Below are 20348 nucleotides of genomic sequence, written 5' to 3'. Positions count from 1 at the left end.
GAGCGCAGCCGCGCCAGCACCTCGAAGCCATCCATGCGTGGCAACCCGACGTCGAGGATCGCCATGGCGTAATCCTCGCTGCTCAGTGCCAGGTCCGCCGCCACGCCATCGTGTAGCACGTCCACGGTCAGCCCCGTGCTTTTCAGCGCCTGGGCGACACTTTCGGCCAGCTGCAAATGGTCTTCGACGAGCAGAACACGCATGGATCTTTACCTCATTCAGGGATGGTCGACGCCATTCTTTGGCGCGAAGTTTACAGCCCGATCCGGCGCTGTGAAGCAGCAAAACCGTGAAAGCACGCTGAAAGGTTGGCGAAAGGTTGGCCCGTTACAGTCGGCCGACGGACGGTTTCGACTGCAAGCCATCACCCCTTGCTTTGAAATGTAGCTCCCGAAAAACGCCTTTGAAGCGTTTTCGCCAATAAGAACAATAAACGAGGTACTGCACCATGCCGTCCACACGCCGCCAGGCTGACCTGTCTCGCCCATCTTCCGCTCCCCAACGCTTATCGACGCCATTGGCATGGTGCGAAATTGCTTCGCCTGAATCATTCCAAAAACAATAACTCCCCTGGAGACACCATGAATCGATCACTGCGCCGTTTCGCCCTCGCCGCCAGCTGCATGCTCTTCGCTGGCCAACTCATGGCCGAACCGAAACGCCCGGAGTGCATCGCCCCGGCCTCGCCCGGCGGTGGTTTTGACCTGACCTGCAAACTGGCGCAAAGCGCGCTGGTCAACGAGAAGCTGCTGAGTAAACCGATGCGCGTGACCTACATGCCCGGCGGTGTCGGTGCCGTGGCCTACAACGCGGTGGTTGCCCAGCGCCCGGCCGATGCCGGCACGCTGGTGGCGTGGTCAAGCGGTTCCCTGCTGAACCTGGCCCAGGGCAAGTTTGGTCGTTTCGACGAGAACGCGGTGCGCTGGCTGGCGGCGGTCGGTACCAGCTATGGCGCCATCGCGGTGAAAAGCGATTCGCCCTACAAGACCCTCGACGATCTGGTCCAGGCGCTGAAGAAAGACCCGAGCAAGGTAGTGATCGGCTCCGGCGGCACCGTCGGCAGCCAGGACTGGATGCAGACCGCGCTGATTGCCAAGGCCGCCGGGATCAACCCGCGCGACCTGCGTTACGTGGCACTCGAAGGTGGCGGTGAAATCGCCACGGCATTGCTGGGTGGCCACATTCAGGTCGGCAGCACCGACATCTCCGACTCCATGCCGCACATCCAGAGCGGCGACATGCGTCTGCTCGCGGTGTTCGCCGACAAACGTCTCGACGAGCCGGAAATGAAAGACATCCCGACCGCCAAGGAGCAAGGCTACGACATCGTCTGGCCGGTGGTGCGCGGTTTCTATCTCGGGCCAAAAGTCAGCGACGAAGATTACGCCTGGTGGAAAGACGCCTTCGACAAACTGCTGGCCTCCGACGAGTTCGCCAAGCTGCGCGATCAGCGTGAACTGTTCCCGTTCGCCATGACCGGCCCGGAACTCGACACCTACGTGAAGAAGCAGGTCGCGGACTACAAAGTGCTGGCCAAAGAGTTCGGCCTGATCCAGTGATCGTCTCTGTCTAGCGGCTGCGTTCCCGATTGCGGGAACGCAGCACAGGAGCTCCCATGCTTATTCAACGCATTTTCGCCTCGGTGCTGTTACTGGTCTGTGTCGGCCTGGCACTGATGGCGTGGCCGTATCAAGCGGCTTTTTCCTACGAACCGGTTGGCCCGCGCGCCTTCCCTCTGCTGATGCTCGCTCTGATGGGCACAGCGCTGCTGTACATGGTGTTCCGTCCGGCGCCGATCAAGCACAGCGAAGACGAGCCGCCACTGGATCGCGAAACCCTGAGCAAAATCGGCATCTGCGTGGTGCTGTTGCTGGTGTTCGCCGGCACCTTCGAGCCGCTGGGTTTCATCGTCGCCAGCATCGTCACCGGCATACCGATGGCGCGTCTGTATGGCGGCCGCTGGCTGCCGAGCATCGTGGTGACCACGCTGATGGCCATCGGTCTGTACCTCTTGTTCGACCGTGTGATGGACGTTCCGCTGCCCCTTGGCCTGCTCGACGCTCTGGAGAACTGATATGGATACTCTTGGCTATTTGGGCCAGGGCTTCGGCGTCGCGCTGAGCCCCTACAACCTGGTGACTGCGCTGTGCGGCACGCTGATCGGCACCGTTGTCGGGCTGTTGCCGGGCCTCGGTCCGATCAACGGCGTGGCCTTGCTGATCCCGATCGCGTTCGCCCTCGGCCTGCCACCAGAGTCGGCGCTGATCCTGCTCGCGGCGGTATACCTGGGTTGCGAATACGGCGGCCGGATCAGCTCGATCCTGCTGAACATTCCGGGGAAGCCTCCACCGTGATGACCACCCTCGACGGTTACCCGATGGCGCGCAAGGGCATGGCCGGTGTGGCGCTGTCGTTGTCGGCGTGGAGTTCGTTCATTGGCGCGTTTATCGCCACTTGCGGCATGGTGCTGTTCGCCCCGCTGCTGGCGAAGTGGGCGATTGCCTTTGGCCCGGCGGAATACTTTGTGTTGATGGTTTTCGCGATTGTCTGTCTTGGCGGCATGGCCGGTGATCGGCCGTTGAAGACGTTTATCGCGGCGCTGATCGGTCTGTTCCTGTCCACTGTCGGCATCGACGCCAACAGTGGCGTCTATCGGTTTACCGGCGACAACATTCATCTCACCGACGGCATTCAATTTGTCGTGCTGGTGCTGGGGCTGTTCTCGGTCAGCGAGATCCTGTTGCTGCTGGAGAAAACCCACCACGGCCAGGAAGCGGTGAAAGCCACGGGCCGGATGATGTTCAACTTCAAGGAAGCGTCTTCGGTGTTTGTGGTGAACATCCGTTGCGGCCTGCTCGGTTTTATCATGGGCGTGTTGCCGGGTGCCGGCGCAACGCTGGCCAGCGCCGTGGCCTACATGACCGAAAAACGCATCGCCGGTGCCGGTGGCAAATTCGGTGAAGGTGATGCCCGTGGCCTCGCGGCGCCGGAAACCGCTATCGGTGCTTCGGCCTGTGGCGCGCTGGTGCCCATGCTGACGCTGGGCGTTCCAGGTTCGGGCACCACGGCGGTGATGATCGGCGCGCTGTCGCTGTACAACATCACCCCGGGCCCGCTGCTGTTCCAGCAACAACCGGACATTGTCTGGGGCCTGATCGCCTCGTTGTTCATCGCCAACATCATGCTGGTCATCCTCAACATCCCGATGATCCGCATCTTTACGCGCATCCTCGCTGTGCCGAACTGGGCACTGGTGCCGGTGATCGCAATCATTACCGGGATCGGCGTCTACGCAGTGCATGCCACCACCTTCGACCTGTTCCTGATGGTCGGCATCGGCATCTTCGGTTACATCCTGCGCAAGCTCGACTTCCCGTTGTCACCGGTATTGCTGGGCTTCATCCTCGGCGGTCTGATGGAGCAGAACCTGCGTCGTGCGCTGTCGATTTCCAACGGTGCGCTGGAAATCCTCTGGTCGAGCCCGATCACCTTCGGTGTCTGGGTGCTGACCGCGCTGATGCTGGTCTTCCCGCTGATCCGCATCTGGCGCAAACGTTCGGTCGCGCGTCGCGCCCTTGCCGATGTTTGATCGCGCCTCACTTAAATCCTGGTGGGGAACCCCGCTGGTCGGTCTGCTCGGCGGTTTCCTCGCCAGCCAGATCGGCTGGCCACTGCCGTGGATGGTCGGCTCGTTGCTGGCGATCATCCTCGTGCGCTGCCTGACGCCGTGGCAGCTCACGGAAATCCCTGGCGGCCGCAAGTGCGGCCAGTGGATTGTCGGCATCGGCATCGGCCTGCATTTCACCCCGGGGGTGATGGAGCAGGTGCTGAGCCACTTCGGCCTGATTTCTTTGGCGCACTGGTCACCAGTCTGTCCGCCGTGGTCGGCGTCTGGCTGATGCGCCGGACGGGCGAAGATCGCGCCACCGCGTTCTTTTCCAGCATGCCCGGCGGCTCCGGCGAAATGGTCAACCTCGGTGCGCGCAATGGCGCGGTATCGAGCCGTGTCGCTGCCGGGCAGAGTCTACGCGTGCTGGTGGTGGTGCTGTGTGTACCCGCGGCATTCAAGTACCTGCTGGGTGACGGCGCACCGGTTTTCCATCCGGCGGCTGTCAGCTGGTGGTGGCTGGCCCTGCTCTTTCCGGCAGGCGCCTTGGCCGCCTGGGTCTGGGAGTTTCTGCGCCAACCCAACCCGTGGCTGTTCGGGCCGTTGCTGGTGAGTGCGGCAGTGAGCATTGGCTGGGATCTGCACATCGGTTTACCCGATGGTGGCAGTCAGATCGGCCAATGGCTGATCGGCAGCGGATTGGGCTGCCACTTCAACCGGCAGTTTTTCCGCCGGGCACCTTCTTTCATGGGCCGCACCTTGATAGCCACCGTGCTGACCATGCTGATCGCGACACTGGCAGCACTGGCGTTAAGTGCCGTGACCCATCTGGACTTGCGTTCGCTGACCCTCGGGATGATGCCCGGCGGGATCGCCGAGATGAGCCTGACCGCCGAGACCCTGCAGCTGTCGGTGCCACTGGTAACGGCGATGCAGGTGATGCGGTTGTTGTTTGTGCTGTTTCTGGCAGAGCCATTGTTCAAGTACTGGAATCGCACTCCGGATTAGACCGGCGGCAAACGCCATTCGATCGGCGTCTCGCCATTCTGCTCGAGAAACTTGTTGGTGCGGCTGAAGTGCCCACAACCCAAAAAGCCGCGATACGCCGACAACGGCGACGGATGCACCGATGTCAGCACCAGATGCTTGGTCGCATCGATGAGCTTCTGCTTGCTCTGCGCATGCGCGCCCCAGAGCATGAACACCAGATGCGGCTGGCGCTCGCTGACCAGTTCAATGATCCGATCGGTGAAAAACTGCCAACCTTTGTCTTTATGCGCATTGGCGTTGGCGCGCTCGACGGTCATGGTGGTGTTGATCATCAAAACCCCCTGATCGGCCCAGCTCTGCAAGTAGCCATGGTTGGGAATGTCGATGTTGAGGTCGCGCTTCAACTCTTTATAGATGTTGACCAGCGACGGCGGTGCCGGCACGCCCGGTTGCACCGAAAAGCACAAGCCATGCGCCTGTCCCGGGCCGTGGTACGGGTCCTGGCCGAGGATCACCACTTTCACTTTTTCCAGCGGCGTCGAGTTCAGAGCATTGAAAATCATCGGTCCCGGCGGATAGATTTCCTTGCCGGCTGCGCGCTCCTGCTGCAGAAACTGGCGCAACTCTGCCATGTAAGGCTGGTCGAATTCAGCACGCAGTGCCTCCTTCCAGCTCGGTTCGAGTTTGATACGGTCGTCAGCAGTCATGGTCATACCCGGCAAAAACAATGGGGCGAACCCTAGGAAAGCCGACCACGCTTGTCAATTGATCTGACGCAGATCCGGCACTTTCCCATACAGCGATCATACTGAACGCTCAAATTCCCGATCGAGGTCACGATGAATCTGCACTTCGAAGAACTCACCGGCACCGACGGCGCCCGCATCGGTGTCGCCAGCCTGGATGCTGAAAAGTCGCTGAATGCGCTGTCCCTGCCGATGATCAACGCCCTCGGCGACAAATTGAATGCCTGGGCCAAGGATCCACAAATCGTCTGCGTATTGCTGCGCGGTAACGGCGCCAAAGCCTTCTGCGCGGGTGGCGAAGTGCGCAGTCTGGTCGACGCCTGTCGTGAACACCCGGGCGAAGTACCGCCCCTGGCCGCGCATTTTTTCGCGGCGGAATATCGCCTCGATTTCAACCTGCATACTTATCCCAAGCCACTGATCTGCTGGGGCCATGGTTACGTGCTCGGTGGTGGCATGGGCCTGTTGCAAGGCGCAAGCCTGCGCATTGTTACGCCGAGCAGCCGCCTGGCAATGCCGGAAATCAGCATCGGCCTGTATCCGGACGTTGGCGCCAGCTGGTTCCTGTCGCGCCTGCCGGGCAAGCTCGGCCTGTTTCTAGGGCTGACAGGCGCGCACATGAATGCTCGCGATGCGATCGACCTCGACCTGGCTGACCGCTTCCTGCTCGATGAGCAACAGGAAGCGTTACTGGAAGGCCTGTTGCAGTTGAACTGGCAGGAACAGACCGACATGCAACTCAACAGCCTGCTCAAGGCGCTGCAGCAAGAAGCCGTGGCGCAGATGCCCGAAGCGCAATGGTTGCCACGCCGTCAGTTGATCGATGAGTTACTGGATGTCAGCGACGTGACCTGCGCCTGGAAAGCCATCAGCCTGCAGCGTGACAGCAGCGATCCTTTAATCGCACGCGCGGCTAAGACCATGAGCGAAGGCTCACCACTGACTGCGCACCTGGTGTGGGAACAGATTGCCCGCGCGCGGCATATGTCATTGGCCGAAGTCTTTCAGATGGAATACACCCTGAGCCTCAACTGCTGCCGACACCCGGAGTTCAGTGAGGGGGTGCGGGCACGATTGATCGACAAGGACCAGAAGCCGCATTGGCACTGGCCTGATGTCAATCATGTGCCGGAGGCGGTAGTCGATGCGCATTTCCAGAAGGTTTGGGAAGGGCGCCATCCGCTGGCGGATCTCTCGGCGTACTGAAAACAATTGCAGGAGCCGGCTTGCTGGCGATGCCAGCAACGCTGGTATGCCTGTTTAACCCGTAGGGCGCGATGTATCAGATACATCGTAGATGGCCGGCAATCCGTCGCCGGCAATTCGCTCCTACACGGTTTCAGCGGCTTCAGCGGTTGCGGCCACCCCGGCCATCGTGATCACCGCGACCATTATGGTCGCCACGCCCACCGTGGCGTCCGCCTCCGCGATAGTCATTGTTGCCGCCGCCACGATTAGATCCATCCCAGCCGTGCCGCTGCTGAGCCCGATAATCGGCCCGTGGTGATGAGTGGTAATAACGCGGTGCCGGCTGGTAGACCCGTGGCTGGTAATAATGCCGCGGAGTCGGCTGATAATACCGCGCAGGCGGTGCGTAGTAGCGGCGCGGCTGGGTGTAATAACCGCCGCCTCCCGAGTAGTAAGTGCCGCCGGAATAGTAGGCAGGCGCGGGCGAGGTATAGACCTCGGAACTGTAATAGCTGCCTCCTCCATCGGAATAGGGCACGCAGGCGCCCACTGATAATCCCAACGCAGCAATCAGAAGAATTCGCAGTTTTATTCGAGAGAGCATGGCGGCCTCCTGGACCGCGAGTGAGCCACACCAGCGACGCTGGCAGGCGACAGTCAATTATTCGGTGACTGTCGATAGATCAGACATCGATTCCGGAATCTGGTGCGGTCTTGCAATACGTTGAAACATCTCGCCGATGAAAGGTTCTTCATCTATCTCCTGCCCTTTAACCGGCACCACCACGATCCATTGCAGTGCACCGCCGCACCATCACAATGCGCACACCTATCCCCTCCCCTGCATGAAATCCGGCAGAACCCCGGCCCAGAGCGGTCGGGCCGACTTGGCACGGCTCTCGCTTTAACAACCTCGTGCAGGAGTCATCACAGGTTCGCGGCACCACAATTTGCAATGGCTGACTAGGGTTCCGGCTCGCTAAGGCGAGTGGCTGGTCCGAGAGTTGGCGACCTCCAGTTGAGGTTACACGGCGGGACAAAAGCCCGGGAGACAAGCCACCGTTCGCGGTGCCGCGTTGCCTCCTGTCCGCCCATGATCAACTGGAGAACCACCATGTCCCAGCCTCGTTTACCCGTTCTGTTCGCCGCTGCCTTCGCAGCCATCGTGAAGTTTCTCTTCCCAGGCCGCGCAAAAAGACCACTTCAGCGTCTGCTGGACCATCTACGCCGGCTGGATGCCCTGGGAATACGCAGGCAGCCAGGGCATCGTCGATAAATGGGCGAAAAAGTACGGCATCAAGATCGATGTGGTACAGCTCAACGACTACGTCGAATCCATCAACCAATACACCGCCGGCCAGTTCGACGGCTGCACCATGACCAACATGGACGCGCTGACCATCCCGGCAGCCGGCGGCGTCGACAGCACCGCGCTGATCGTCAGCGACTTCTCCAACGGCAACGACGGCATCGTGCTCAAGGGCGATGGCAAGAAAGTTTCCGACCTCAAGGGCATGGACGTCAACCTGGTAGAGCTGTCGGTATCCCACTACCTGCTGGCCCGCGCGCTGGACTCGGTGGACCTCACCGAGAAGGACCTGAAAGTGGTCAACACCTCCGACGCCGACATCTCGGCCGCATTCAACACCGATCAAGTCAATGCAGTGACCACCTGGAACCCGATGCTCTCGGACATCAAGGCAAAACCCGGCGTGAGCGAGGTCTTCAACTCCAGCCAGATCCCCGGCGAAATCATGGACATGATGGTCGTCAACAGCGCCACCCTCAAAGACAACCCGGCCCTGGGCAAGGCCCTGACCGGCGCCTGGTTCGAAGTCGTCGAGTTGATGAACCAGAAAAACGCCGCAGGCAAAACCGCGCTCGAACATATGGCCAAATCGTCCGGCACTGACCTGGCCGGTTTCCAGGCGCAACTGGACACCACCAAACTGTTCGCCACACCCCGGGAAGCACTCGACTTTGCCACCAGCAAACAACTGCCGGAAACCATGCGCAAGGTCGCTGAGTTTTCCTTCCAGCACGGCTTGCTCGGCGAAGGCGCCAAGGACACCAGCGCCGTCGGCATGGCCTTCGCCAATGGCGTGACCAGCGGTGACAAGGCCAACCTCAAGCTGCGTTTCGACCCGACCTATGTACAGCTGGCCGCCGACGCCAAGCTGTAACCAGGAGGACTGGCCATGCGCCTGATCAATCGTCACCCGGACCGCCCGAGTCGCCTTTTGCTGGTGATCCTGCCGTTCGCCCTGGTGCTGTTTGCCTACTTCATGGGCTCGGCCGAGCGACTGGCGGAAAACCCCAACGACAAGCTGCTGCCCAGCGCCGTGCAGATGACCGACGCGGTAAAACGCCTGGCGTTCAACGCCGACGCCCGCACCGGGGACTACCTGCTGTGGCAGGACACTGCATCGAGCCTGCGCCGCCTGGCCATCGGCCTTGGCATCAGCGCGCTGGCCGGCCTGTGCCTGGGAATTGCAGCCGGGACCCTGCCGCTGTTCGGCGCGCCGTTATCCCCACTGCTGACGGTGCTGTCGATGGTGCCACCGCTGGCGATACTGCCCATTCTGTTCATCGTGTTCGGGCTCGGAGAACTGTCCAAGGTGATGCTGATCGTCATCGGCATCACCCCCTGCCTGGCCCGTGACCTGGAACAGCGCGCCCGGGAAATTCCGCTGGAGCTGCTGATCAAGGCCCAGACTCTCGGCGCTTCAACCTGGACCCTGATGCTGCGGGTGGTGCTGCCGCAATTGCTGCCGCGCCTGCTGATTTCCTTGCGACTGATGCTTGGCTCAGCCTGGTTGTTCCTGATCGCCGCCGAAGCCATCGCCTCGACCGATGGCCTCGGTTACCGCATCTTCCTGGTACGCCGCTACCTGGCGATGGACGTGATCCTGCCGTATGTGGTGTGGATCACCCTGCTCGCCTGGTTGATGGACTGGGGTCTCAAGCACCTGACCCGGCGCGCATTCCCCTGGTATGAAGGGGCACGGGCATGAGCTTTATCAGCGTAAAAAACGTCTGGCAGCAATACGCCGACCAGGTGGTGCTCGAAGGCCTGAACCTCAGGGTCAACGAAGGTGAATTCTGCACCCTGGTAGGCGCTTCAGGCTGCGGCAAGTCGACCTTCCTGCGCCTGCTGCTGGGCCAGGAACGCGCCAGTCGCGGCGAAATCCTGCTCGATGGCCAGGCCCTGGCCGGCGAACCGGATTCGAGTCGTGGGGTGGTATTCCAGCGGTACTCGGTATTCCCCACCTGACGGTGCTGGACAACGTCGCACTCGGCCTTGAACTGCCGCATTCGCCGTTGTTCGGGCGATTGTTCGGCAGCGCAAAAAGAAGCCCGCGAACACGCCTCGGTGCTCCTGCACAAGGTGGGCCTCGGGCATTCGCTGGACAAGTACCCGGCGCAGCTGTCCGGCGGCATGCAACAACGGCTGGCCATCGCCCAGGCGCTGATCATGAAACCCCGCGTGTTGCTGCTCGACGAACCGTTCGGCGCCCTCGACCCGGGCATCCGCAAGGACATGCACGCCTTGCTGCTGGAACTGTGGCGCGAGACGCAACTGACGGTGTTCATGGTCACCCACGACCTGTCCGAAGGTTTCAGCCTGGGCACCCGCCTGCTGGTATTCGACAAGGTTCGCGTCGACCCGCACGCCCCGGCGCCTATGGCGCACGCATTACCTACGACATCCCTTTGAACAGCGACCGCCGCGTCCATCGCGCCGCCGTCGACGCTTTGCCGGCATCGCTGGCAGGCACGCTTGGAATCGCTTAGAGGAATTAGCACATGACTGACTCGACTCAACTGTTCCCCATATTCGCCGAAGAAACCCTGCCAGGCGGCGGCCACCGTTCGTTCATCCTCAAGCGCGGCCAACTGCTGCGCCTGACCGACCTGCGCGGCGGCGCCAACGTCAGCCTGACGCTGCTCAACGCCAACGAGAAAAGCGAACGCCTGAGCCTGCCCGACAGCCTCAAATGCCAGCACACCGCCAAGCTCACCAACGGCCATTGCCTGTACTCGGACATGGGCCGCGTACTCGCGGCCATCACGGCCGACACCTGTGGCTGGAGCGACAGCCTCGGCGGCGTGCTGTGCGCTGAAGAAGTCGCGCAAAAATACGGTGCAGGCCGCTACCAGGAACTGCGCAATGGCTTCTTCCGCAACGGCACCGACAACCTGCTGGTGGAGCTGGGCAAATGGGGGCTGGGCCTGTCCGACCTGCTGATGACCCTCAACCTGTTCAGCCGGGTGAACGTTGACGAGGCCGGGGCTTTTCACTTCGTGGCCGGCAACTCCAAAGCGGGGGACTACATCGAGCTGTATGCGCCGATGGACACGCTGGTGGTGCTGACCGCCCTGCAACATCCGATGGACCCGGCACCCGATTATGCGCCCCAACCCCTGAAGCTCAGCTGGATGAACGCCGACGCCAGCGTCGCCGAACACTGCCGCACTTCGCGCCCGGAAAACGAGCGCGGCTTCATCAACACCGACCGCCTGTTCGCCTGAGGATCGCTGCCATGTCACTCGCTATCGCCACCCCGCAACAGCTCCCTGAAACGGCGGTCTACCGCGCCACCATCCCGGCAGGCGAACCTTTCCTGCTGGAGGTCAAGGCCGGCCAGACCCTGCGCATCCTTGACCTTGAGGGTAACCAGGCGGTCGACACCCTTGTTCTACAGCCTCGCCAACCCCAGGGAGCGATACGACGTACAGCGCACTCTGCGCCGGCAGAACAGCGTCTACCTGGGGACCGGGAGCGTGCTGTATTCCAACCTCGGCAGGCCGATGCTGACCATAGTCGCCGACACCTGCGGCCGTCACGACACCCTCGGCGGCGCCTGCGCGCAAGAGAGCAACACCGTGCGCTACGCCCTGGAGAAACGCTACATGCACAGCTGCCGCGATAACTACCTGCGGGCCTGCGCTCACGACGGCCGCTTGAGCAAGGGTGATATCGGGCCAAACATCAATTTTTTCATGAATGTGCCGGTGACGGCGGACGGCGGCTTGACGTTTGAGGACGGCATTTCAGCGCCGGGCAAGTACGTTGAACTGCGCGCAGAGATGGACGTGATCATGCTGATCTCCAACTGCCCGCAACTGAACAACCCGTGCAATGCCTACAACCCGACTGCGGCGCAGGTGCTGGTATGGAACTGAAAATGAAGCAGTTGCGCAAATGGCTGTTCGCCCTGTGCCAGGCCCGTTCAGGCCAGTGCCTGAAAAAGTGAGAACGCCATAGCCCCTGAGGGAGCGGGCTTGCCCGCGATAGCGGTGGGTCAGTCGGCATCGATGTTGGAGTGCCGGCCTCATCGCGGGCAAGCCCGTTCCCACAGTGAACGATGGTGTTCTGAAGAAAATTGAATCTGCAGTCGGGGACGACCCCGGCGCCTGTCGAAAAACTGCGGGACGGCCCGCATCCCCTCCAGGGGTTTGCCATGTTCGAAAAAGTCCTGATTGCCAACCGTGGCGCCATTGCCTGCCGAATCCTGCGCACCCTGCGCGAGCTGAAGGTCAAGGGCGCGGCCGTTTACTCCGAAGCCGATGCCGCCAGCCTGCACATCCTGCAGGCCGACGAAGCGCACAGCCTGGGTGAAGGCGCTGCCGCCGGCACCTACCTCGTCGTCGAGAAAATCCTCGCCATCGCCAAGGCCAGCGGCGCCACGGCAATCCATCCCGGCTACGGCTTCCTTTCGGAAAACGCCGCATTCGCCGAGGCCTGTGAAGCCGCGCACATCGCATTCATCGGCCCCACGCCCGAGCAACTGCGGGTGTTCGGCCTCAAGCACACGGCGCGGGCACTGGCCCGCAAGCAAGGTGTGCCGATGCTCGAAGGTACCGAGTTGCTCGACAGCCTCGACGATGCCCTGCTTGCCGGCGAACAGGTGGGCTACCCGGTAATGCTCAAAAGCACGGCCGGTGGCGGTGGCATCGGCATGCGTGTCTGCCGCAGCGCCGCCGAGTTGAGCGAATCCTTTGAAGCGGTCAAACGCCTGGGCCAGAACAACTTCAGCGACGCCGGGGTCTTCATCGAGAAGTACATCCAGCGCGCCCGACATCTCGAAGTCCAGGTGTTTGGCGATGGTCGCGGTGAAGTGCTGGCACTGGGTGTACGCGACTGCTCGGTGCAGCGCCGCAACCAGAAAGTCCTCGAAGAAACCCCTGCACCCAACCTGCCTGAAGGCATGGCTGACGAGCTCTGCGCAGCGGCTATCAAGCTGGCGAAGGCGGTCAACTATCGCAGTGCCGGCACTGTGGAGTTCGTCTTCGATAGCGCAGACCAGCGCTTCTATTTTCTCGAAGTGAACACCCGCTCTCCAGGTGGAACATGGCGTCACCGAACAGGTGTGGGGCGTCGATCTGGTGCGCTGGATGATCGAACTGGCGGCCGGTGATCTGCCGCCGCTGAGCGAGTTGAGCCGCAGCTTGCAGCCTCAGGGTCACGCGATTCAGGCGCGGCTGTATGCCGAAGATCCCGGCCGGGACTTTCAACCGAGCCCTGGCTTGCTCACCACCGTGAACTTCCCGGTCGCCGACGGCAAACACCTGCGTATCGACACCTGGGTCGAAGCCGGTTGCGAGATTCCACCCTACTTCGACCCGATGATCGCCAAGGTCATCTGCTGGGCGCCGAGCCGCGAAGAAGCGGCCGGCGATCTGCATCGAGTCCTGGGCGACAGCCAGCTCTACGGCGTGGAAACCAACCGCGATTACCTGCGCCAGATCCTGCTCGACGCGCCGTTCGCCAGCGGTCAGCCGTGGACCCGTTGCCTTGAAAACCTGGTGTATCAGGCCAACACCTTTGAGGTGCTTAACGCCGGTACCCAAACCAGCGTGCAGGACTATCCCGGACGTCTTGGCTACTGGGCGGTGGGCGTGCCGCCTTCAGGGCCGATGGACAGTCGCGCACTGCGCCTGGGCAACCGCTTGCTGGGTAACGACGAAGGTGCCGCGGCCCTGGAAATCACCATGAGCGGGCCGCTGCTGCGCTTTAATTGCGATGCCGTGGTGGCGGTCACCGGGGCGGCAATTCCAATGACCTTGAACGCAGAAGCGGTGGCGATGAACACCACGCTGCTGATCCCGGCCGGATCCACCCTGAGCCTCGGCACAATAGCCGGCGCAGGTGCTCGCAGCTATCTGTGCCTGCGGGGCGGGCTGCAGGTTCCGGACTACCTGGGCAGCAAAAGCACCTTCACCCTCGGCCAGTTTGGCGGCCACGGCGGTCGGGCATTACGCGCAGGCGATGTGCTGCACGTGCCGACGCTGCAGGAGCGCAGCACTGGCATTACCCTGCCCGAAGCACAGCTCGGCGAGTTGCCCGCCGTCCGGCAGATTCGGGTGATCTACGGGCCCCATGGCGCCCCGGAATATTTCACCGAGCAATACATCGGCACGTTCTTCGCGACTCAGTGGGAAGTGCACTTCAACTCCAGCCGCACCGGTGTGCGCCTGATCGGGCCCAAGCCTGAATGGGTACGTGCCGACGGTGGCGAGGCGGGCCTGCACCCCTCGAACATCCATGACAATCCGTACGCCATTGGCGCGGTGGATTTCACCGGCGACATGCCGGTCATCCTCGGGCCGGACGGGCCGAGTCTGGGCGGCTTCGTTTGCCCGGTGACCGTGATCGAGGCGGACCTGTGGCAGCTTGGGCAGCTCAAGGCCGGAGACAAAGTGCAGTTCCACCCCGTCGATGTCCAGACCGCCCGCTATCTCGCCTGCAAATGGGATACCTGTGGGAGCTGGCTCGCCCGCGATGGGGCCCGACCAGACACCGCATCAACTTCATCGCTGGCAAGCCAGCTCCCACAGGGCCTTATGTCGCCTGTGGTGCTGGAGTTGGGTGAGGGGGATACGCGGTTGGTTGCAAGGTTGTCGGGGGATACGCATCTGCTACTGGAAATCGGCGCGCCCGAGCTCGACCTGGTGCTGCGCTTCCGCGGCCACGCCCTCATGCAAGCCCTGGAAAGCAAACACCTGCATGGCGTGATCGACCTGACGCCCGGCATCCGCTCGCTGCAAGTGCACTACCAACCCGAGCAATTGCCCCTCGCCGATCTGCTGGGCATCGTTGCCGGCGAGTGGGACGCCGTGTGCGCCGCCAAGGACTTGCAAGTGCCCTCGCGCATTGTCCACCTGCCCTTGTCCTGGGACGATCCAGCGTGCCAGTTGGCGATCGAGAAATACATGACCACCGTGCGCAAGGATGCCCCCATGGTGCCCGAGCAACCTGGAGTTCATCCGCCGCATCAACGACCTGCCAAACCTCGACGAAGTGCAGCGTACGGTGTTCGACGCCAGCTACCTGGTTATGGGCCTGGGCGACGTGTACCTGGGCGCTCCCGTGGCCACCCCGCTGGACCCCGCCATCGCCTGGTGACCACCAAGTACAACCCTGCGCGCACCTGGACCGCGGAAAATTCCGTCGGTATCGGCGGCGCCTACATGTGTGTCTACGGCATGGAGGGCCCTGGCGGCTACCAGTTCGTCGGCCGCACGTTGCAGATGTGGAACCGCTATCGCGAAGTCGCCGCATTCGATGGCAAACCCTGGTTGCTGCGCTTCTTCGACCAGATCCGCTTCTACCCGGTCAGCGCCGAAGAACTGCTGGGCATCCGGCGGGATTTTCCCTTGGGTCGCTTCGAGCTGACCATCGAGCACAGCCAGTTGAACCTTGCTGATTATCAGGATTTCCTCGCGAAGGAAGCACAGACCATCGCGGCGTTTCGCGCTCAGCAGCAAGGCGCATTCAGCGCCGAGCGCGAACGCTGGATAGCCAGCGGCCAGGCGCATTTCGACAGCGACGAGCCGGCCCCGCCAGTGACCGAGGACGCGGCGCTGGCCAGCGGCGAAATGAGCGTCGACAGCCATATCGCCGGCAACCTCTGGCAGGTTCAGGTCGAGGCCGGCAGCCGGGTTCAGGCCGGTGATGTGCTGGTGATCCTGGAGTCGATGAAGATGGAAATCCCGCTGCTCGCGCCGATGGCCGGCATCGTCCGCGAGGTCCGCGTGCAACCGGGTTCGCCGGTGCGCGCCGGACAACGCGTGGTGGTACTGGAACTCGACTGAATCCATTTTGCAAAAGGACTGACAGCATGAACATCAACCTGCAACTCGACGCCCTGCGCACGGCCTACCGCGACGGCAGCCTCACCCCTCGTCAACTGCTTGCGGGTCTGCGCGACAAGGCCGCAGCGCTGAACCCGGATTATCACCTGTTCATCCATTTGCTCAGCGCCGACGAGCTCGAACCTTACCTTGCCGCACTCGACGGTCGCGACATCGAGAGCCTGCCGCTGTACGGCGTGCCGTTCGCGATCAAAGACAACATCGACCTGGCAGGCATCCCGACCACCGCTGCGTGCCCGGCGTTTGCCTATGTGCCGGAGCGCTCGGCGACCATCGTCGAGCAGTTGCTGGCGCTGGGCGCGATTCCCCTGGGCAAGACCAATCTCGATCAGTTCGCCACCGGCCTCAATGGTAGTCGCTCGCCTTATGGAGCATGCCCCAACAGCGTATTGTCGGAGTATCCATCGGGCGGTTCCAGTGCCGGGTCTTCGCTGGCGGTCGCCCTGGGTGTGGCGAGTTTCGCGTTGGGTACCGACACGGCGGGCTCCGGACGCGTGCCGGCCGCACTGAACAATCTGGTGGGGATGAAAGCCACCAAAGGCTTGATCTCCACCGCAGGCGTAGTCCCGGCCTGTCGCACCCTCGATTGCGTCACCACTTTCACTGCTACCGCCCGGGAAGCCAGCCAGCTTTTTGGCGCTGACCGCGCAGCTGGACCCACGGGATGCGTACAGCCGCAGCAATCCGCTGTGGAATGACGGCTCGGCATTCGGTACTGCGGGCCCGTTCCGCTTCGGCGTGCCGCGAGCGCAGGATCTGCAGTTCTTCGGTTGTCCTGAAGGGCCGCTGCTGTTCGGTGATGCCATCGACCGCCTCAAGGCGCTGGGTGGCGAGGCGGTCGAGCTGGATCTGTCGCCCTTTCTCGAAGCGGCGCGCCTGGCTCTATGAAGGCCCCTGGGTCGCCGAGCGCTACAGCGTGGCCGGGGAATTGATGGAGCGCAATCCAGAGGCGGTGCTGCCGGTCATCCGCGCGGTGTTGGCCAAGGCGCCTGCGGTAGATGGCGTGCAAACCTTCCGCGCGCAGTACCGCCTGCAAGCCTTGAAAGCACTTTGCGACAAGGCGCTGGAAAACCTCGACTGCGTTCTTACCCCGACCATCGGCCGACCTGTGACGTTGGCCGAACTGCATGCCGAACCGGTACAGCGCAATTCGGAGCTGGGGTACTACACCAACTTCATGAACCTGCTCGACTACGCCGCCGTGGCCGTGCCCAGCGCCTTCATGGGCAATGGCCTGCCCTGGGGCGTGACGCTGTTTGGCCGGGCGTTCACCGATCAATACCTGCTGAGCGTGGCCGAGGGTTTCCAGCATTCCGACGAGGCCTCCACGCCCGCCCCGGTCGCCCGCAATGATCGCGCCAGGCTGGTGGTGTGCGGTGCCCACCTGGACGGGCTGGCGCTCAACTGGCAGCTCAAGCGCCGGGGAGCGACGCTGGTCGAGACCACTTTCAGTTCAGCGGACTATCGCCTGTACGCATTGGCCGGTGGCCCACCGTTTCGCCCGGGCATGGTGCGGGTCAAGGACGGCGGCGCGGCCATCGCAGTGGAGGTCTGGGAGTTGCCGAGCAGCGAACTGGGCTCGTTCCTCACCGGCATCCCGGCCCCTTTGGGCCTGGGTAAAGTGCAGTTGGCAGATGGCCGTTGGGAGAGCGGATTTATCTGTGAAAATTATGGCCTGGAAGGCGCAGTCGACATCAGCCATTTTGGCGGATGGCGTGCGTATCTGACCGATCGGCAGTGACCTCACGCTTCGCGAGCAAGCCCGCTCTTGCAGGAGCAAGGCTTGCCCGCGATGACAGCCTCCCTGCCACCACCCGTCCTGATCCTTACCAATTCACCCTGCAAATCCCACAGTTATTTCCCCGCAGTGCCTTTAGAATGTTTTGCACCGGATCATTGCCAACGGAATTGTCATGCCGCTTCGCTCGCCGCTGTATTCGCAACGTTCATTGGTGCTCACCCTGATCGCCTTGCTCGGCGCCGGCTTCCTGGCCACGTCCTTGCTCAGCTATTACGCCTCGCGCGCGTCGATCCGCGACAGCATCGTCAACACCGAGCTGCCGCTGACATCGGACACCGTCTATTCGGAAATCCAGAAAGACCTGGTCCGGCCGATCCTGATTTCCTCGATGATGTCCCGCGACACCTTCATGCGAGACTGGGTGGTGGACGGCGAGCAGAACCCCGAGCAGATGACCCGCTACCTCAATGAAGTGATGACGCACTACGGTGCCTACACCGCGTTTTTCGTCTCCAACGCCAGCCTCACCTACTACCATGCCAAGGGCGTGCTCAAGCAGATCAAGGTCACCGAGCCCCGCGATGCCTGGTACTTTCGCGTGCGCGACATGGCCGAGCCCTACGAGATCAACGTCGATCCGGACCTGGCCAACAAGGACAATCTGACCTTCTTCATCAACTACAAGGTCTATGACTACAACAACCGGTTCATCGGCGCGGCAGGCGTCGGCCTGACCGTCGATGCGGTGATCAAGCTGATCGACCGCTACCAGCAGCGCTATCAACGCAGCGTGTACTTCGTCGACACCTTTGGCCGCCTGGTGCTGACCGGCGCAGAAGGCGGGCCCCAAGGCGCGCACATTGGGCAGACCCTGAGCGAACTCGACAGCATGAAGAGTCTCGTCAGCCAACTGCCCAAACCCAACAGCGGCAGCTACGAGTACTCGGTCCAGGGCGAGGGCCATTTCCTCAACGTGCGGTTTATTCCGGAGCTCAACTGGTACCTGTTCGTCGACAAGCGCGAAGACGGCGCACTGAGCGAAATTCGCCATTCGCTGTACCTCAATTTGCTGATCTGCCTGCTCGTCACCCTCATCGTGCTGGCCCTGCTGAACCGTGTGATCAAGCGCTACCAGAGCCGCATCCACGCCCAGGCCACCCTCGACAGCCTGACCGACCTGCCCAACCGCCGCGGCTTCGATCTGCTGGCCGCGCAAGCCATGCATGAAGCGCAGCGCGAGCCGAAACCCCTGACCGCGTTACTGCTCGACCTGGACCACTTCAAGGCATTGAACGACACCTATGGCCACCTCGCCGGCGACCAGGTGCTGATCGGCTTTGCCCGGGACCTGGAAAGCTGCCTGCGCCATTCCGACATCGTCTGCCGCTGGGGCGGCGAAGAGTTCATTGTGTTGCTCAAAGACACCGATGGCGAGACTGGCCAGATGATCGCCGAGAAAATCCGCCGGCACGTCGAGCAGCAGGACTATGCCTATAACGGTCATTCGCTGAAGCTGACCGTGAGCATCGGCCTTACCACCCTGCAACCTGACGACACCTTGCACACATTGCTGTCCCGGGCGGATCATGCGATGTATCGGGCCAAGCAAACCGGCCGCAACCGCACCTGCATGCTGTCCCACTCAAGCAGTCCACACACCGTTCATGAATAAACCAGATACCTGCCCGGCCTGCGGTGCGCCCAACGACTGCACCCTGGCCGACCCGCTCACCGCCGCTCGGGCCTGCTGGTGCTACGGCGTCAGCATCGACCCGGCAGTGCTTGAAGCCTTGCCCGCCGAACTGCGCAACGCCACCTGCCTGTGCCCACGCTGCGCCGGCGTCGAGGCGCAACTGCAAGCGGGCGCCCGGCCGATCACGTAAGATACGCGACCTTTTCCTGCCGACGCCCCTCATGCGCGTCGACCGTTTTCTCAGCAACCTGCCCCGCTACAACCGTCAGCAGGTTCGCCTGTTGCTGGTGGAAAAGCGCGTGCGGATTGACGGAAAAGTCGTCAGCGATCCGCACAGCGATGTCCTCGAGTTCAGCCGTGTCGAAGTCGATGACGAGGTGCTGCAAACCGGCAAACCGGCCCGATACTTCATGCTGCACAAGCCGCCGGGCTGCGTCAGCGCCACCCGCGACCCGCAGCATCCGACCGTGCTCGACCTGATCGACGAACCCGACAAGGACGACTTGCATATCGCCGGACGCCTGGACTTCAACACCACCGGGTTGATGCTGATCACCAACGATGGCACGTGGTCGCGACGCCTGACCCAACCGCAAACCAAACTGCCAAAGGTCTATTACGTCGAAACCGAGCAGGAGATTGGCGCGCAATATGCGATCACCTTTGCCCAAGGGATTTACTTCGCCTTCGAGAACCTGACCACGCAACCGGCGCAGCTGGAGTTACTCGGCCCAAGGTCGGCGCGCCTGAGCATCGTCGAGGGTCGCTACCATCAGGTGAAGCGCATGTTTGGCCACTTCAACAACAAAGTGCTGCGCCTGCACCGCGAATCCATGGGCCCGCTGGTGCTCGACAGCTCGTTGAACCCGGGGAATACCGCCCGCTGACCGCCCAAGAGATCGAAATGATCTAAGCCAGCGACCGCTCAGCAGAAGTTGTCGAACAATTTACCAACGGCACTTGCGCGATCCTGATCCCCCTGCTTGAATCAGGACGTCGGCCAAATTGTGACCGATGAGTCACACCATACCTCTAAGAAACTTTTTGCCGGTCGTCAGCCCTCTGGGTTGCGCCTCAGCCGGCAGACTGCCCGCCAATAACAACACCCGTCGACCTGCCGTAACGGATCGACATGGGCCAAGCAAATTCCAGGCGTATGCCTACCTGTCACAAAGCTCGTGCAATCTCTATTTGCGCGCATACCCGCTTGCTTGCCAGGAGTCT

The 20348-nt window shown here is 62.1% G+C and carries 10 protein-coding genes, 8 pseudogenes and 1 riboswitch; of the genes and pseudogenes, 15 read left to right on the top strand and 3 right to left on the bottom strand.

Annotation, left to right across the window (positions count from 1 at the left end):
* Positions 1-203: response regulator (locus tag JFT80_RS23345; RefSeq protein WP_201149754.1), on the bottom strand; the 203-nt coding region annotated here is incomplete at its 3' end.
* Between the two features lie 378 nt (positions 204-581).
* Between JFT80_RS23345 and JFT80_RS23340 the strand changes: the two genes are divergently transcribed.
* From JFT80_RS23340 to JFT80_RS23325, 4 genes and pseudogenes are all read left to right on the top strand, one after another.
* The gene (locus JFT80_RS23340; protein ID WP_201149752.1) at positions 582-1559 is read left to right on the top strand and encodes a tripartite tricarboxylate transporter substrate binding protein; all 978 of its coding nucleotides are present in this window, start codon (positions 582-584) and stop codon (positions 1557-1559) included.
* Positions 1560-1615: 56 nt separating this feature from the next.
* Positions 1616-2074, top strand: a complete 459-nt coding sequence (locus tag JFT80_RS23335; protein ID WP_201149750.1) for a tripartite tricarboxylate transporter TctB family protein — start codon at positions 1616-1618, stop codon at positions 2072-2074.
* Between the two features lies 1 nt (position 2075).
* Positions 2076-3589: pseudogene (locus JFT80_RS23330) on the top strand (tripartite tricarboxylate transporter permease).
* Positions 3582-4615: pseudogene (locus tag JFT80_RS23325) on the top strand (AbrB family transcriptional regulator). The pseudogenes JFT80_RS23330 and JFT80_RS23325 overlap by 8 nt, the downstream one beginning before the upstream one ends.
* Here the strand turns inward: JFT80_RS23325 and ung are convergent.
* On the bottom strand, positions 4612-5304 hold the full coding sequence (gene ung / locus JFT80_RS23320; protein WP_201149748.1) for a uracil-DNA glycosylase: 693 nt from the start codon (positions 5302-5304) through the stop codon (positions 4612-4614). The pseudogene JFT80_RS23325 and the gene ung sit on opposite strands and share 4 nt — an antisense overlap.
* A 132-nt stretch (positions 5305-5436) precedes the next feature.
* Between ung and JFT80_RS23315 the strand changes: the two genes are divergently transcribed.
* Positions 5437-6549: an enoyl-CoA hydratase/isomerase family protein gene (locus JFT80_RS23315; RefSeq protein WP_201149746.1), complete on the top strand. Its 1113-nt coding sequence runs from the start codon at positions 5437-5439 to the stop codon at positions 6547-6549.
* Between the two features lie 142 nt (positions 6550-6691).
* Here the strand turns inward: JFT80_RS23315 and JFT80_RS23310 are convergent, their stop codons facing one another.
* Positions 6692-7135 (bottom strand): hypothetical protein, encoded by a 444-nt coding sequence (locus JFT80_RS23310; RefSeq protein ID WP_201149744.1) that lies wholly within the window; start codon positions 7133-7135, stop codon positions 6692-6694.
* A 348-nt stretch (positions 7136-7483) separates the two neighbouring features.
* Positions 7484-7584, top strand: a riboswitch (guanidine-I (ykkC/yxkD leader).
* A 61-nt stretch (positions 7585-7645) separates the two neighbouring features.
* Here JFT80_RS23310 and JFT80_RS23305 point away from each other — a divergent pair.
* From JFT80_RS23305 to JFT80_RS23250, 10 genes and pseudogenes are all read left to right on the top strand, one after another.
* A pseudogene (locus tag JFT80_RS23305) lies at positions 7646-8714 on the top strand (putative urea ABC transporter substrate-binding protein).
* A 15-nt stretch (positions 8715-8729) separates the two neighbouring features.
* On the top strand, positions 8730-9545 hold the full coding sequence (locus JFT80_RS23300) for an ABC transporter permease (RefSeq protein WP_201149742.1): 816 nt from the start codon (positions 8730-8732) through the stop codon (positions 9543-9545).
* Positions 9542-10249, top strand: a pseudogene (locus JFT80_RS23295) (ABC transporter ATP-binding protein). The gene JFT80_RS23300 and the pseudogene JFT80_RS23295 overlap by 4 nt, the downstream one beginning before the upstream one ends.
* A gap of 89 nt (positions 10250-10338) precedes the next feature.
* Positions 10339-11064 (top strand): urea amidolyase associated protein UAAP1, encoded by a 726-nt coding sequence (locus JFT80_RS23290; RefSeq protein ID WP_201149740.1) that lies wholly within the window; start codon positions 10339-10341, stop codon positions 11062-11064.
* Positions 11065-11075: 11 nt separating this feature from the next.
* Positions 11076-11718, top strand: a pseudogene (locus JFT80_RS23285) (urea amidolyase associated protein UAAP2).
* 278 nt (positions 11719-11996) lie between these two features.
* A pseudogene (gene uca, locus JFT80_RS24680) lies at positions 11997-15630 on the top strand (urea carboxylase).
* A 26-nt stretch (positions 15631-15656) separates the two neighbouring features.
* A pseudogene (atzF, locus tag JFT80_RS23265) lies at positions 15657-17431 on the top strand (allophanate hydrolase).
* 172 nt (positions 17432-17603) lie between these two features.
* The gene (locus tag JFT80_RS23260) at positions 17604-19103 is read left to right on the top strand and encodes a sensor domain-containing diguanylate cyclase (protein ID WP_201149736.1); all 1500 of its coding nucleotides are present in this window, start codon (positions 17604-17606) and stop codon (positions 19101-19103) included.
* On the top strand, positions 19096-19314 hold the full coding sequence (locus tag JFT80_RS23255) for a cysteine-rich CWC family protein (protein WP_122837797.1): 219 nt from the start codon (positions 19096-19098) through the stop codon (positions 19312-19314). Before JFT80_RS23260 ends, JFT80_RS23255 begins: the two co-directional genes overlap by 8 nt.
* A 31-nt stretch (positions 19315-19345) precedes the next feature.
* Positions 19346-20037 (top strand): annotated as a pseudogene (locus tag JFT80_RS23250) (16S rRNA pseudouridine(516) synthase).
* The last annotated feature ends 311 nt before the right edge of the window (positions 20038-20348 follow it).

It is taken from the genome of Pseudomonas sp. TH10 (genome assembly GCF_016651255.1).
Lineage (GTDB): Bacteria > Pseudomonadota > Gammaproteobacteria > Pseudomonadales > Pseudomonadaceae > Aquipseudomonas.
The sequence above is the reverse complement of the archived record's forward strand: the minus strand, read 5'-3'. Positions and strand labels throughout refer to the sequence as shown.

Bases quoted from the DNA above. Each gene is read 5' to 3' on its own strand.
- JFT80_RS23340 (WP_201149752.1), top strand. From the start codon at position 582: ATGAATCGATCACTGCGCCGTTTCGCCCTCGCCGCCAGCTGCATGCTC.
- JFT80_RS23335 (WP_201149750.1), top strand. From the start codon at position 1,616: ATGCTTATTCAACGCATTTTCGCCTCGGTGCTGTTACTGGTCTGTGTC.
- ung (WP_201149748.1), bottom strand. From the start codon at position 5,304: ATGACTGCTGACGACCGTATCAAACTCGAACCGAGCTGGAAGGAGGCA.
- JFT80_RS23315 (WP_201149746.1), top strand. From the start codon at position 5,437: ATGAATCTGCACTTCGAAGAACTCACCGGCACCGACGGCGCCCGCATC.
- JFT80_RS23310 (WP_201149744.1), bottom strand. From the start codon at position 7,135: ATGCTCTCTCGAATAAAACTGCGAATTCTTCTGATTGCTGCGTTGGGA.
- JFT80_RS23300 (WP_201149742.1), top strand. From the start codon at position 8,730: ATGCGCCTGATCAATCGTCACCCGGACCGCCCGAGTCGCCTTTTGCTG.
- JFT80_RS23290 (WP_201149740.1), top strand. From the start codon at position 10,339: ATGACTGACTCGACTCAACTGTTCCCCATATTCGCCGAAGAAACCCTG.
- JFT80_RS23260 (WP_201149736.1), top strand. From the start codon at position 17,604: ATGCCGCTTCGCTCGCCGCTGTATTCGCAACGTTCATTGGTGCTCACC.
- JFT80_RS23255 (WP_122837797.1), top strand. From the start codon at position 19,096: ATGAATAAACCAGATACCTGCCCGGCCTGCGGTGCGCCCAACGACTGC.